This is a genomic window from Pyrococcus sp. (assembly GCF_030153625.1).
Lineage (GTDB): Archaea > Methanobacteriota_B > Thermococci > Thermococcales > Thermococcaceae > Pyrococcus > Pyrococcus furiosus.
Genome location: NZ_JASKLM010000015.1, coordinates 1 through 13,606, shown reverse-complemented (window position 1 = coordinate 13,606; position 13,606 = coordinate 1). Strand labels below are relative to the sequence as shown.

The following is a 13,606-nucleotide window of genomic DNA, read 5'->3' as shown; positions in this document are numbered from 1 at the left end:
GAGAAAATGGATGAGCTCGAGATGATAAGAAGAAAGAAAATGTTAGAGCTAATGAAAAGAATGGGTATAATAGAGGAGAGAAAGCCAAAAAAGAAAGTCATCATTGAGGTTATCACTGCCCCAGGATGTCCCTACTGTCCAATTGCTGTTCAGATGGCCAGAGAAATAGAAAAGAAATACCCGGGAGTCATTGTAAGAGAGCTTAGTGTAGCAACTCCAGAAGGAAGAAGAAAGGCAATGGAGCACAACATTCTAGGAACGCCTACAATTCTCATAAATAACAGAGTTGAATTCATTGGAGTTCCTAGATTCATCGACTTTGAAAGGAGAGTCAGAGAGTTATTAAGCTAAAAATTTTTCTCCCCTCCTCGTACTTCTCCAACTCTTCTCTCCTGGGAACGCTCCAAGCTCCTCTTTTCTGAGTTGAGAGGCCAGCGACAAGGTTTGCAAACTTGCCAAGAAGGAACATATCGCTTTCTTCAAGTTTTTGTTTGTCTAGGGCTAGAAGCCCTACTAAAAGGGCAGAAACAAAGGCATCTCCAGCCCCAGTAGTATCTACGGGAGAAACTTTATAGGCAGGAACAAAGATTGACGCTTCATCACTCTCAATTCTACATCCCTCGGCCCCATAAGTAATGGCCGTAATAAGTTTCCCTCTAGGCTCTAAGCCATACTCCTTTAATAGGTTAAATTCTTCATCGCTCAACTTTAGGATATCAACATTGGACAGGACTCTTTTCAATGTTTCCACTAACTCCTCTTCGCTCCTCCACAGATCTTTCCTAATATTTACATCAAAACTTACAAGGCTTTTCTCCTTTAGGGTTTCAATGACCTTTATCATTGTTCCTCTGCTGGGTTCTCTAGCCAGTAACACAGAACCAAAGTGAACAATTTTTGAGCTCTCCAGTATTTCCCAGGGGACTTCACTCAATTTTATGTTAAAGTAAGCAACCTCGTCGTAGAGAATGAAAGAAGGCTTTGCACCCTTTAATTGAACAAAAACCACCCCAGTATGTTTCTCGTTGTCAATGAGAACTCCTTCAGTGTTTACGCCCTCCTCCTTTAACCTCCTTATGAGAAATCTTCCAAAAGGATCATCTCCCACCTTGCTTACTAAGAATGATGGAATACCTAATCTTGAAACCCCCACAGCAACATTTGCAGGCGCTCCTCCTGGGTGCTTCTCAAAAATTTTCACATTCTCTAAGTCCCCTTCTTCAGCTGCTATAAAATCAATCAGCACTTCTCCGAAAGCAGTAATCATTATCGATCACCTCTAACCTTTCTTTGCTATACATATTTAAAGAGTATAACTCCACAAATTAGGGAGGTGTCATAATGATAGGACTTGTCTCTTTTACAGACCCTAGGAAAACCGCTCTCTCCCACGAAAGAGAAAGTGCAATTAAAGAAAAACATGAAAAGTTGCTGAAAGAGTTGAGTGAAGAGTTTGAGATCCTCGATATAAATGCAGAACTTGGAAAGTATTCTGAGGAAATATTTGGAATTAACAGTGTTGAGGAAGCAATTGAAGCGGGTAGGATTGCTAAATCAAAAGGAGTAAGCGGAGTCATTCTTGGTCTCTGGCACTGGACAGAGAGTAATTTAGTTACATATTTCATTAAAGAGGCAAATGTACCCATACTACTTTATAGTGATGGCGATCCAAATTGGGCTGGAGCTACATGTGTAACTTCAGTTGGAGCTTCTCTTTGGGAAAGTTCAGTGAACGAATACGCGATCAGACACTCCAGAGTCATTGGGGATGTGGAGCTAGTAAAAGCCTGGGCAAGGGCTAGTGAAGCTATAAAAGCACTCTCCGAAAGGGCTCTATTATTGTTCGGAGGAACATACACCTTGGGAATGGAACACTTAATGGACGATCTGCCAAGACTAAAGAAGTTTGTAGGAGACTTCATAATTCTCGACCAGTACGTAGTAATAAAGGAAGGCGAAAGTATTGAGGATGAAAAAGTTGAAGAATTCTATAATTGGCTAATGAAGAACACAAATGTGAAGTTTGACAATAAGATGCTAACTCCAGAAGTGCTTAAAAAACAAATAAGGCTTTACCTAGGAGCAAAGAAAATTGTAGAGGAAAGAAAAGAAAGAGTAAGCGGAATTTCAATAAAGTGTCAGCCTGAGTTGAGTGAGGTTTACGGTGTCACAGCATGTACAATCCCAGCTTTCTTCCCCTTTAACCAAGATGCCTTTGGAGAAAAGCCAATAATCCCTGCTACCTGTGAAGGAGATATAAAGGGAACCATTTCCTCAGCTTTGCTGTACTATTTAAGCGGGAAACCGCCACTCTTTGGAGATATAAAGTACGTAGACGATGAAATTGTGATAATAGCGAACTGTGGAGCTTCCTCCCTCTACTATGCAAGGCTAAGTGATGATGCTTATGAAAACCTTAGGGCGGTAACAATTCAAGGGCAGTGCCAAGGAAAGAGTGGGGGAGCGTTAACCTATAGAACTCCCCCTGCAGAATTCACCGTTGCTAGACTAATAAGAAGAAACGGAAAATACTATCTCCTTTACTTCTTTACGGAAGGAGTTGAGATAACGGAAGAAATTGAAAGAAAGCTCAAATGGGGGAAACAGTGGCCGCACACAGCAATTAAAAATCCTCTCGACTCACAAGATTTTATAAGGGTTATGGGAGCTAACCATCTGTCACTAGTCCCAGGGGATTACACTGCAGAGATAGAATATGTAACTAAAATCTGGGGAATCGAAGGAATAGATCTAAGCGACCCAATCGAAGTTAAGAAATTCTTGAAATCTTGATTTCTCCATTTTTTATTGCCAGTTTATGCTTTTTCCCGTTTATAATAACTGGATAAATTGAAAGGTTTGGAAGCTTAGTGTTTTCTCTTGAGACTCCTTTGGGAGTAATTCCTAATGAGGCCGTAATAAATGCAAATATGGAAGACGCACTCCATGCTTGAGGCTCATTTGCTCTGGGAATTATAAATGGTTCTGGAGCATCAACACCCGCATAGAGCTCGGGCAACGAATTCAACCGCAAGAAAGCTCTTAGAACTCTCAATGCTACATCTTCCGCCTTTTCGAGCTCTCCAACCTTTGAAAGACCTAAAGCTATTATAGCGTTGTCGTGTGGCCATATGCTTCCGTTATGATAGCTAAATGGATTGTAGGCCTTTTCTTTCTCAGACAACGTTCTAATTCCCCACCTAGTTAGAAGTTCTGAAGAAAAGAGAGCCTCAATGACTTTTTCTTGATCTTCCACAATCCCAGAGAACAATAAATGCCCCTGATTTGAGGCCAATACATCTGAATTCAAAGCAAGCTTATACCCCTTTTTTCCCTTAAACTCCCTGTTAAACTTCTTTTTTAATTCTCTAGAAAGCTGGATAAGATAGTTTTCATCAGGATTAATTATTTCTGAAATTTCTGCTAGAGAAAGAAGGGCTTTATACGCATAACCCTGTACCTCTACAAGAGCCACAGGTGGTTTTGTGGGAAGCCCATCTTCATCTGGAACTCCCTCTCTCGAGTCCTTCCACCCCTGATTCATTGGAACGTAAGGATTTGCATAAGTGTATACTAAAAAACCGTTACCTTCCTCAAGCTTCTTTATTAGCCACTCGTAAGCAGAAAATAAGTTCTCCCTGAGCTTTTTTATTGTCTCTTGATCTTTGGTCCATCTGTAGTACTCACCAGCAAGGATAAGATAGAGAGGAGTCGCATCGATAGAACCATAATACGGAGAAAAAGGATAATTCCCAGAAAGCGAGAGTTCTCCAAGCCTATATTCATGAGGAATTTTTCCAGGCTCTTCCAACCTTTTAGGATCAAATTTCTCACCTTGGAGCTTTGCCAACACAAATAAAGTTCCCTTAGCATACTTTGGATCATAAGGGAGCAAAAAGAGAGAGGATATTATTGAATCTCTGCCAAAAACGCAGAAAAAGTCTGGAATTCCAGCAAATAATGTTTTATTCCCAGTAATCTCGACGCTTAATGCTCTTAAGTGTTCTAGAGCCTTCTTTAATAATCCATACAATCCACTCGCCCTTATCTGTGGAAATGAGGGATCGTGAATCACTGGTACAGAAGCTTGAAGAGTTATCTTTACCTTAGCCGTTCTCCAAGAATAGGGAGGGAGAGAACCACTAAGTCCTTCGGTCAATACTATGACTTTCCTAACCACTCCATCCCTACCCCTATATTCGAACCCAAACTTATTTCTTGATATTTCTCTATTAACGGGAGTTGCTATTCTCCTAACCTCAAAAACATCTCTAAACTTTGAAGTAACATTAACAATGACTTCAAAATCAACTGGATGCTTGTTAGGATTTGCCACAATAATTTTCTCTAGATACTTATTTCCTTTCAGTTTTCTAATCCTTCTAAAAACAACATCTCCTTTAACCTGAGTATAGACTTCACAAAATTCGGTGTCGTACATAAATAGCCTAATCGAATCCCCTTCAACTATTCCAAAAGATGAGCCTCCAAATATTATTCCCATAAAAGAAACTTAATATCCAACCTTTATAAGAGTTAATTGCAAAAATACGCAGGGGGTATAAATGAGAGTCGAAGAGTTTCTTAAACAAAAGGGAATTGAAGTGGGCGACTATGTCAGGATTATTAAAGTTGAAGACGGAGAAAAAGTAGAATATGAAGGAATAGTAATGCCCCCTTACGAGCTCTCAGAGGGAGATACGGTTGTAATAAAGCTTGACAATGGGTATAACATTGGTATTGCAATTGAAAAGATACAAGAAATAAATGTGATAGAAAAAGCTAAGGCTAAGCCCGAAGTGCACTTCAAAGCAGAACTTGAGCCTAGGAAAGAGTTACCCACAATAACTATCCTGGGAACTGGAGGGACTATAGCTAGTAGAATAGATTACGAGACTGGAGCTGTTTATCCAGCATTTACAGCTGAGGAACTTGCAAAAGCTGTTCCCGAAATTTTTGAGATAGCAAACATAAAACCTAAGCTACTCTTCAACATATTTAGTGAGGACATGAAGCCTAAACATTGGATTGAGATTGCTCATGAAACGGCAAAGGCTCTGAATTCTGGAAACGAAGGAGTTGTGATAGCCCACGGAACAGATACAATGGGATACACTGCAGCAGCACTGAGCTTCATGTTGAGAAACTTAACAAAGCCCGTTGTCTTAGTTGGAGCACAGAGAAGTAGCGATAGACCTAGTAGTGATGCTGCTATGAATCTTATTTGTGCCACAAGAATGGCAGTAAGCGATGCTGCTGAGGTTATGGTAGTTATGCACGGAGAGACAAGCGATACTTACTGCTTAGCTCATAGAGGAACAAAGGTTAGGAAGATGCATACTTCAAGGAGAGATGCTTTTAGGAGTATAAACGACATTCCCATAGCCAAGATATGGAGTGATGGAAAAATAGAATTCCTTAGAGACGATTACAGGAAGAGAAGCGAGGGAGAAGTTTGGGTTGATGATAAGCTGGAAGAAAAAGTTGCCCTAGTGAAGGTTTATCCTGGGATGTCAGCAGAGTTAATCGACTTCTTAGTGGATAAGGGGTATAAAGGAATAGTAATTGAGGGGACTGGACTAGGGCATACCCCCTCAGATCTCATTCCAAGTATAAAGAGGGCGGTTGATGAGGGAGTGGCAGTTTGCATGACGAGCCAGTGCCTTTATGGGAGGGTGAACTTAAACGTCTATGCAACTGGAAGAAAGTTGCTTAAGGCAGGGGTTATACCGTGTGAAGACATGCTTCCAGAAACTGCCTACGTAAAGCTAATGTGGGTTCTCGGTCATACAAATGACTTAAGGGAAGCTAAGAAAATGATGCTCACAAACTATGCTGGGGAAATAACCCCCTATACTAAACCAAACACTTTCCTTATTTGAAACATTTTCTTCACATTTAACATTTTCTTCAAAAAATTTAGTTTTTATGTGTTAAATGTCAAAAAATTTATATACAACTAAGGCAATATACCAAAGAAATTCTAGGATTAACTAAGGGGGGATAAATATGAAGGTCAGGGTTGTTTATGAAAGAGGTGTGTTTAGACCAATCGAGAGTGTAGAGCTAGAAGAAGGCACCACAGCAGAAGTGGTAATTCTAGAAAAACAAGAAAAGACTAGGATACTGGACGAGAGCTACTATGAATATGTAACTTGGGGAGAGTAAATCGCAACTCATTTTAACCCCCTCTATTCTTTACATTGTTTGGGGAGGAAAAGTGGAGAAAATAAATTATGAAGAGGTAGGACTTAAAGTAGGATTGGAGATTCATAGACAACTAGATACCAAAAAGCTCTTCTCTCCAGTTCCAAGTAAGCTTAGTGATGACGTTGACTTTACTTTTAAGAGAAGACTAAGACCTACAATGAGTGAACTTGGGGAGATTGATCCAGCTGCTCTTGAAGAATTCAAGAAGGGAAGAACTTACATTTATGAGGCAAACAACGAACTTGGCGATCTAGTTTATATGGATGAAGAGCCTCCAAGGGGGCCAGATGAAGAAGCTTTAGAAGTTGCTCTCCAGATAGCATACTTGCTAAACGCTAAACCAGTTGATGAAGTCTATTATATGAGAAAGATAGTCATAGATGGTTCAAATGTTTCAGGATTCCAGAGAACAGCCATAATAGCTACTGATGGAAAAGTCGAAACCCCCTGGGGGACCGTAGGAATCCCAACTATATGTTTAGAGGAAGATGCCGCAAGAATTATCGAAACAAGGGATAGGGAAGTCATCTACAGGATTGACAGACTAGGAATTCCCCTTGTAGAGATAAGCACCACTCCAGATATTCACCACCCAGAGCAGGCTAAGGTAGTTGCAAAGTTCATTGGAGATGCTCTGAGAGCCACTAGAAAGGTAAAGAGAGGGCTGGGGACAATAAGACAAGATCTAAACGTCTCAATAAAAGGTGGAGCCAGGATTGAAATAAAGGGAGTTCAAGAGCTCGACATGATTCCAGTGATCATTGAGAGAGAAGTTCAAAGGCAGCTCAACTTGCTCAAGATTAGAGATGAGCTCAGGAAGAGAGGAGTTACACCAGAAGACATAAAGGAAGAGTTTTACGATGTTACAGATATATTCAAAGACACAAAATCAAAAATAATCGCAAGAATTTTGAAGAAAGGAGGAAAAGTTCTCGCAATAAAACTCCCCAAGTTCAAGGGATTAATAGGAATGGAAATCCAACCAGGAAGGAGGTTAGGAACAGAATTTGCAGATAGAGCTAAGAAGTACGTGCCTGGAATATTCCACAGCGATGAGCTTCCAAACTATGGAATAACCCAGGAGGAGGTAGAAAAGGTTAGAAAACTACTTGAATTGGAAGAGGAAGATGCGTTTGTCCTTGTTGCCGCCCAAGAGGAAATAGCCAAGAAAGCCCTAAAAGAGGTTATAATAAGGGCAAGAGAAGCAATAATCGGAGTTCCAGAAGAGACAAGAAGGGCCCTTCCAGATGGAAACACTCAATACATGAGACCCCTTCCTGGGAAGGCAAGGATGTATCCAGAAACTGACATTCCACCAATAAGAATAACAGAAGAAATGAAGAAAAGAATAAAAGAAAACTTGCCAGAGCTACCACAAGCAAAAGTTGAAAAATACGTTAAGGAGTTTGAAATTGACAAAAGTATGGCCCAAACAATTGTTGACGATGAGAGAGATGAGCTATTTGAAGAGCTAATTGAGATGGGTGTGAAACCTTCACTCGCAGCTTCCATTCTGGCGGTTGTTCTTAAGGGTCTAAGAAAAGAAGTCCCAATCGAGAACATTACAGAAGAGCATATAAAGGGAGCCTTCAAACTGTATTTAGAAGGAAAAATTGCCAAGGAAGCTTTTGAAGAAATATTCAAAGAGTTAGCTCAACATCCAGAGAAAACAGCCGAAGAAGTTGCACAAGAAAAGGGCTTAACCTTGCTAACCGAAGAAGAAGTTAGGAAGATAATTGATGAAATAATTAACCAATACGTAGATGTCATAAAAGAGAAGGGAATGGGAGCCATGGGACTAATAATGGGGAGAGTAATGGCCAAAATCAGGGGCAAAGCAGATGGAAAGCTTGTGAGTCAGATAGTGAAGGAAAGGATCAGGGAGATACATGGTTGAGCTTTCTTTCTTTTTATATTTAAAGCAATAATCAAAGACTATGCGATGAAAAAGGGATGATGAAGTTTGCTAGACCTGAAAAGTGATGAACCCTAGGGTATCTGACCGCTTAATAGTAGATGATGAGGCCAACCCCTCTGATCTGTGATGAGTGGGTGAGCTGGCTGATACTTTATTTATTTTTGCCAACTTTTTGTAAAATTTTGCCCACGAATAGACATCAGCGTATTTAAATAAATATATAACTTTCTTGTCCAATATTATGCCTCGATACACACATGTTGGGAGGTGTGCAAAAGTGGGCTTGTTAAAAAGATACCTCGAATATCCTGTTTTGCAAAAGATACTTATTGGTCTTGTGTTGGGTGCAATATTTGGTCTAATTATGGGCCACTATGGATATGAAGAAGCTGTGAAAACGTACATCAAACCCTTTGGAGACCTCTTCGTTAGACTTCTGAAGATGTTAGTTATGCCAATAGTCTTCGCATCGCTAGTAGTAGGTGCAGCTAGTATAAGTCCTGCAAGGCTTGGAAGGGTAGGAGTAAAAATCGTCATGTACTATTTACTAACATCAGCAATTGCGGTTATACTAGGAATTATAATTGCAAGAATCTTTAATCCAGGAGCTGGAATTCAGCTTGCAGTTGAAGGGCAACAATTCCAGCCAAAAGAAGCGCCACCCATCGTTCAAACGTTACTTAACATAATTCCAACGAACCCCTTTGGAGCTCTTGCAAATGGCCAAGTCCTTCCAACGATATTCTTTGCAATCATTTTAGGAATAGCAATAACATACCTAATAAACAGCAGTGAAGAAAGAATAAGGGAGAGTGGAGAAACTTTACTTCGTGCAATTAATGGTTTGGCCGAGGCAATGTACAAGATAGTTGGAGGAGTTATGCAATATGCCCCCATTGGTGTCTTTGCATTAATAGCCCACGTGATGGCAAGCCAAGGTGTCAAAATTGTTGGAGATTTGGTAAAGGTTACGGCAGCTGTTTACGTGGGACTTATTGTTCACATCCTCTTAGTCTACCTTGTTCTTCTCAAGGTCTTCGGAATTAACCCCCTCAAGTTCCTTAGTAAAGCCAAGGATGCCATGCTAACGGCATTCGTAACCAGGAGCTCAAGTGGAACGCTTCCAGTAACTCTACGTGTTGCCAAGGAGATGGGAATATCAGAAGGAATATACTCCTTCACTTTACCTCTAGGAGCCACTATAAACATGGATGGGACCGCCTTGTATCAGGGAGTCTGTACATTCTTCATAGCAAATGCCCTAGGAACTCATCTAACAATTGGCCAACAGCTAACAATAGTCCTTACCGCTGTTCTAGCTTCTATAGGAACTGCTGGAGTCCCAGGAGCTGGGGCAATTATGCTTGCAATGGTTCTTGAGAGCGTTGGGCTTCCACTAACAGATCCAAACGTTGCTGCAGCATATGCAATGATCCTTGGAATAGATGCAATCCTTGACATGGGAAGAACAATGGTAAACGTTACTGGAGACCTAACTGGTACTGCAATAGTTGCAAAGACTGAAAAAGAGCTAAAGGAAGGTATAATAACCTGAACTACTCCTTCCTTCTCCTTTTTGTAAAGTATCCATTTTCGTATTTAATGCTGGGAACGATTCTCTCTACTATATGAGGCTTTTCTAAAATGCTATCTAATCTTTTTTCATGAGCTATAAATCCTCTCTTAAACCACCTGGGGTAAGGAGCTAAGTTCTCTCCACAGAGAAGCTCTTCCACTCTACATCTTCTCCAGAGATCTTCTCTTTTCGCTTTCCCCTTCTCCAATATCTCAAGATACAAATCCCACAGTGTGGGCCTTCTATTTATATACTCAACATCAAAAAATACCATCCCACAACAATCCACATCTAAGGGAGTATGAAGTTCAAAAAGCCCTTCTTTGCAAGTAGAAAAAGCTAAGCCTTCCTTTTCTGCTTTGAGAGAAAATTCGCGGGCAATGGAGACTCTATAATCAATTGGAGGATGAAGTAATGGAGCCTCCTTTGATAAAGTTCCTGGGAGATAAGACTCCCATTCCCCCCTGTAAACCTCTTCACCTGGGAAAAACTTTGAAAATAGAGAGATTAGTTCTTTTTCAACTCTTAAAAACTCCAAAATAATCATTCTCGCCCCTGTTGAAGCTATTTCTTCAACGAAGGTATGTATATCTTGTATCCACCCCGGAACAAATGGTTGAACCCTTACAATCGTGGGAACTCCAGTCCTAGAAAGCCTTTCAATAAGTTCTAGTCGTTGTCTGGGAGAAGGGGCAAAAGGCTCTAGTACTTTTGTTTCTTCCAATGTTGGTAGAGAAACTTGAACTACCACCAGCCCTTCTTCAGCTAACCTTTCTATCGTTTTTATGTGCTTCTCTCTGGGAATTAGCTTAGTATTGATAATTACTGGAACCTTCTCCTTAAGCGCGAGTTTCAAGAATTTAAGTGTAATTTTTCCTTCGCCCTGAAAGGGATCACTGAGAGTAGATACTCTTATGGGAGTAATTGCCAAGCCTTCCCTTATTATTCCACCAAGCATTTTTATTAGCTTAAGAGATTCCCATAGGGGCTTCTCTTTTCCATGGGCTCCTCTATACCAACGTGCATAGCAGTAAATACATCCAACAGAGCAAGTACTAAACAATTCTCCCCTGAGTATGCTGTGGCATAAAGAACTGACGTAACTACTTGGGCCTATTATTGGAGAGAATCTCATCAGCAAATTTAAAGAGTGGAAAGTTTTTATTCCTTTTGACAAAACATATGAGGGGATTACACATGGGAGTATACATCTTTAAGCCCGAAGACTTGGTTAGGTACGAGGTCATAACTCAAGAGTGCTTGGAAAAGCTAAAAGAGAAAATTCTTAGGAAAGAAGACATCATTATCGTAGGAGGACCAAGAGCGGGAAAAACTAAACTCATAGAGGCATTGACATTCCTAATCCCAGAGAACTGGAAAATAGGTGTGATAACTGCCTATAACGAATTTAAGCCCTTTAAAGGCAATATTTATGTGATAAATACTGAATTTGACGGTAGAACAGTTGAAGAAAGGACTTCTGAAGTAATTGAAAAGATAAAGGAAATAGATCCAGACTATGTAATAGTTGATACGCTTCATACGATAGATGTTCCCAGGATTCTTAAGGAACTCATAGATAGTTATGGGTTTATAGTGACTTCTTTGGCTCTTTCAAGAGACCTCTTAAGCGAGATAGTGCATTGGCTGAGAATTGATGAAGAAATATTGGGGAAGTTTGACGTCGTTATAGAATTGTACAGAGACATACAAACCGGGCATAGAAAAGTCAATGCAATATATGAAATAAAGGATGAAAAGTTGGAAAAGATATGCTAAGCTATTCCTTTTTCTCTCTTAAGCTCCTCAATTACTTCTCTTAGGTTATCAAGCATCTCTCTTATGTCATCGAAAGTCATATATCCCATGTGACCGATTCTAAAGGTTATCTCCTTTACGCTTCCATAACCCTTTGCCAGCTCAAAGCCCCTCTTTCTCATTGCCTCATACACTTCATCACCCTTTATCCCAGGTGGAGTAAGTACTGCTGTAATCGTTGGACTCTCATATCCAGGCTCCGCAAGGATTCCAAGGCCGATTTCCTTAACTCCTTCCCTCACCATCTTTGCTCTCTTTTCGTACATCTCTAGCCACTTCTCTTTTCCACCCATCTTTTCAATGATTCTGAGAACAACGTTTAGGCCAAATACTTGAGGCATTGGTGGGGTCGAAGGTGTTGACTCCTTTTCCTTCAGATACTTCACATAGAGTGGAATGTCAAAGTACCATCCCCTTTCAGGCATTTTCTCAGCTATCTCCAAGAACCTCTCGCTGAAGACCCCAATAGCCAATCCTGGAGGAACACCGAAGGCCTTCTGAGAGCTTGAGAACACTACATCTAAATCCCACTTGTCAAACTTTATATCTGCCCCACCCATAGCAGAAACAGCATCGACAAACACTAACTTATCGTGCTCCTTTGCAACTTTTGCGAGTTCTGGAAGTGGGTTGAGAACTCCAGTTGAGGTTTCGTTGTAGGTGATCGTCACGGCCTCAACATCTGGATTCTTCCTTAGTGCATCATCGAGCTCTTCAGGCTTAACAGCCTTCCCTGGGTCTTTTTGTAGAACAACAGCTTTTCTACCATTAGACTCAACGACTTCCTTGTATCTTTTTCCAAATGCTCCAATTATAGTTACGAGAACCTTTCCACCTTTACTAACTCCGTTTCTTATGCTAGCCTCCATTATTCCTGTTCCAGAGCTTGGAACTAGGAGTACTTCTCCCTTCTCCGCTTCGAGGAAGTTTTTAAGCCTCTTAACTGTATCAACGTGAACAGCCCTATACTCTTTGGATCTGTGGCTAAACATCTGAACTTTCATTATCTCGAGAACTTCCGGGAAACAGGCAACAGGACCCGCTGTGAAAAGCTTGTACTTAGGTTTCACAAGCTCGTAAACTTCTTTAAATGCCTCTTCAAACTCCATCTAAACCACCTCGACGTAAATGTTATTTTACAGGTATAAAAATACTATGGTGGGGAAGTTGGCCATGCTTCAATTAATAAATAAGGATGTGTTAAATAAAATAAAAGAGGAGCTCGAAAGATATGAGGTGAAACTAGGAGATTTCTTAACCAAAGGAACTACAAGCATCATATTTTTGGGAAAATACAGAGGAAAAGATGTCGTTGTTAAAGTCAGCAGGGATGATTCCCCCCGTAAAAATCTAAAGAAAGAAGCTGAAATTTTGAGGCATTTAAGGGGAAGAGAAATAACAGGTGATTTAATCTTGTATACAACGGTGGGGGGAAGAGAAATTTTAGTAAGGGAATATGTTCCAGGAGAGCCAGTACTGTTAGTGACCCCCAGCAAAAAACACATACTAAAAATAGCTGGAAAAACGTTTGTCTTAGATAAGCTAGGAATAGACCATGGACAAATTCAGGGAGGAAAACATATCCTTCTTACATCAAATGATGTGTATATAATAGACTTTGAAAAAGGGAGTTTAACTAGGAAAACTAGAAACTTAACTTCCGCCCTCTCCATGCTATTTATTGGCAATAATTCAATTTCAAAGAGAGTTAGGGAAAAATTTGACATCGATGAAGAATTTATTAGAGAGTTAAAGCTTAGACTCAGAGAGTACAAAGAGAAAAAAGAAATCAGGGGTTTATTTGACTTATTGTCGATCCTTTAGTAAAAACAGAATTGGAAGAACCAACCCAATAAGCAAAACTACCCACCTGGGATCAATGAAAAGGCTCACAAAAACGATTACAAAAACTACAAAAGATGTCGCAAACAAAAATTCCTTATCAAATACTCTCGATTTTGGGATTACATTTTCTTTAATGGCAATGACACTGTCAGGATAAGCAGTGGGACGTTAGGTTTAAGTTTCTGATACCTCTTCAGAAAAGGGGAGAGAAATGAGGACTGAAACCATTATTTACTTAC

At 40.2% G+C, this 13,606-nt stretch carries 12 protein-coding genes and 1 other RNA gene; 9 read left to right on the top strand and 4 right to left on the bottom strand.

The window, feature by feature from the left end; genetic code table 11:
* Positions 1-6: 6 nt before the first annotated feature.
* Positions 7-351 carry a thioredoxin family protein gene (locus PWP39_RS03770; protein ID WP_014835416.1) on the top strand — a complete coding sequence of 115 codons (345 nt, stop codon included), beginning with the start codon at positions 7-9 and terminating at the stop codon, positions 349-351.
* Here the strand turns inward: PWP39_RS03770 and PWP39_RS03765 are convergent.
* On the bottom strand, positions 332-1,267 hold the full coding sequence (locus tag PWP39_RS03765; protein ID WP_011012605.1) for a carbohydrate kinase family protein: 936 nt from the start codon (positions 1,265-1,267) through the stop codon (positions 332-334). The two genes, PWP39_RS03770 and PWP39_RS03765, sit on opposite strands and share 20 nt — an antisense overlap.
* Positions 1,268-1,341: 74 nt before the next feature.
* Between PWP39_RS03765 and PWP39_RS03760 the strand changes: the two genes are divergently transcribed.
* On the top strand, positions 1,342-2,793 hold the full coding sequence (locus PWP39_RS03760; protein WP_011012606.1) for an L-fucose/L-arabinose isomerase family protein: 1,452 nt from the start codon (positions 1,342-1,344) through the stop codon (positions 2,791-2,793).
* Here the strand turns inward: PWP39_RS03760 and PWP39_RS03755 are convergent.
* Complete coding sequence (locus PWP39_RS03755) at positions 2,771-4,504, bottom strand: amylo-alpha-1,6-glucosidase (RefSeq protein ID WP_011012607.1); 1,734 nt, start codon at positions 4,502-4,504, stop codon at positions 2,771-2,773. The two genes, PWP39_RS03760 and PWP39_RS03755, sit on opposite strands and share 23 nt — an antisense overlap.
* A 61-nt stretch (positions 4,505-4,565) precedes the next feature.
* Between PWP39_RS03755 and gatD the strand changes: the two genes are divergently transcribed.
* The 5 genes from gatD (at position 4,566) to PWP39_RS03725 (ending at position 9,683) form a co-directional block, all read left to right on the top strand.
* A complete protein-coding gene (gatD, locus tag PWP39_RS03750; protein ID WP_011012608.1) occupies positions 4,566-5,882 on the top strand; it encodes a Glu-tRNA(Gln) amidotransferase subunit GatD in 1,317 nt (438 codons plus the stop codon).
* A gap of 127 nt (positions 5,883-6,009) precedes the next feature.
* Positions 6,010-6,168 carry an antitoxin family protein gene (locus PWP39_RS03745; protein ID WP_014835417.1) on the top strand — a complete coding sequence of 53 codons (159 nt, stop codon included), beginning with the start codon at positions 6,010-6,012 and terminating at the stop codon, positions 6,166-6,168.
* 52 nt (positions 6,169-6,220) lie between these two features.
* Complete coding sequence (gatE, locus tag PWP39_RS03740; RefSeq protein WP_288072717.1) at positions 6,221-8,107, top strand: Glu-tRNA(Gln) amidotransferase subunit GatE; 1,887 nt, start codon at positions 6,221-6,223, stop codon at positions 8,105-8,107.
* A gap of 52 nt (positions 8,108-8,159) precedes the next feature.
* Positions 8,160-8,215: C/D box small nucleolar RNA (locus PWP39_RS03735), an RNA gene on the top strand.
* Between the two features lie 190 nt (positions 8,216-8,405).
* Positions 8,406-9,683: a dicarboxylate/amino acid:cation symporter gene (locus tag PWP39_RS03725; RefSeq protein WP_288072715.1), complete on the top strand. Its 1,278-nt coding sequence runs from the start codon at positions 8,406-8,408 to the stop codon at positions 9,681-9,683.
* 1 nt (position 9,684) lies between these two features.
* Here PWP39_RS03725 and PWP39_RS03720 read toward each other — a convergent pair whose 3' ends face one another.
* Positions 9,685-10,839: an SPL family radical SAM protein gene (locus tag PWP39_RS03720; protein ID WP_288072712.1), complete on the bottom strand. Its 1,155-nt coding sequence runs from the start codon at positions 10,837-10,839 to the stop codon at positions 9,685-9,687.
* A 62-nt stretch (positions 10,840-10,901) separates the two neighbouring features.
* Here PWP39_RS03720 and PWP39_RS03715 point away from each other — a divergent pair, with 62 nt between their 5' ends.
* Entirely contained in the window at positions 10,902-11,483 is a 582-nt protein-coding gene (locus PWP39_RS03715; RefSeq protein WP_011012618.1) for a P-loop NTPase family protein, read from the top strand.
* On the opposite strand, the gene PWP39_RS03710 is transcribed toward PWP39_RS03715, so the two are convergent.
* Positions 11,480-12,631: an alanine--glyoxylate aminotransferase family protein gene (locus PWP39_RS03710; protein ID WP_011012619.1), complete on the bottom strand. Its 1,152-nt coding sequence runs from the start codon at positions 12,629-12,631 to the stop codon at positions 11,480-11,482. The genes PWP39_RS03715 and PWP39_RS03710 overlap by 4 nt on opposite strands.
* Before the next feature lie 64 nt (positions 12,632-12,695).
* Here PWP39_RS03710 and PWP39_RS03705 point away from each other — a divergent pair, with 64 nt between their 5' ends.
* The gene (locus PWP39_RS03705; RefSeq protein ID WP_014835421.1) at positions 12,696-13,346 is read left to right on the top strand and encodes a serine/threonine protein kinase; all 651 of its coding nucleotides are present in this window, start codon (positions 12,696-12,698) and stop codon (positions 13,344-13,346) included.
* The last annotated feature ends 260 nt before the right edge of the window (positions 13,347-13,606 follow it).

What these genes read in the sequence shown, in the direction of transcription:
- PWP39_RS03770 (WP_014835416.1), top strand. Translation starts at nt 7, where the DNA reads ATGGATGAGCTCGAGATGATAAGAAGAAAGAAAATGTTAGAGCTAATG.
- PWP39_RS03765 (WP_011012605.1), bottom strand. Translation starts at nt 1,267, where the DNA reads ATGATTACTGCTTTCGGAGAAGTGCTGATTGATTTTATAGCAGCTGAA.
- PWP39_RS03760 (WP_011012606.1), top strand. Translation starts at nt 1,342, where the DNA reads ATGATAGGACTTGTCTCTTTTACAGACCCTAGGAAAACCGCTCTCTCC.
- PWP39_RS03755 (WP_011012607.1), bottom strand. Translation starts at nt 4,504, where the DNA reads ATGGGAATAATATTTGGAGGCTCATCTTTTGGAATAGTTGAAGGGGAT.
- gatD (WP_011012608.1), top strand. Translation starts at nt 4,566, where the DNA reads ATGAGAGTCGAAGAGTTTCTTAAACAAAAGGGAATTGAAGTGGGCGAC.
- PWP39_RS03745 (WP_014835417.1), top strand. Translation starts at nt 6,010, where the DNA reads ATGAAGGTCAGGGTTGTTTATGAAAGAGGTGTGTTTAGACCAATCGAG.
- PWP39_RS03720 (WP_288072712.1), bottom strand. Translation starts at nt 10,839, where the DNA reads ATGAGATTCTCTCCAATAATAGGCCCAAGTAGTTACGTCAGTTCTTTA.
- PWP39_RS03715 (WP_011012618.1), top strand. Translation starts at nt 10,902, where the DNA reads ATGGGAGTATACATCTTTAAGCCCGAAGACTTGGTTAGGTACGAGGTC.
- PWP39_RS03710 (WP_011012619.1), bottom strand. Translation starts at nt 12,631, where the DNA reads ATGGAGTTTGAAGAGGCATTTAAAGAAGTTTACGAGCTTGTGAAACCT.
- PWP39_RS03705 (WP_014835421.1), top strand. Translation starts at nt 12,696, where the DNA reads ATGCTTCAATTAATAAATAAGGATGTGTTAAATAAAATAAAAGAGGAG.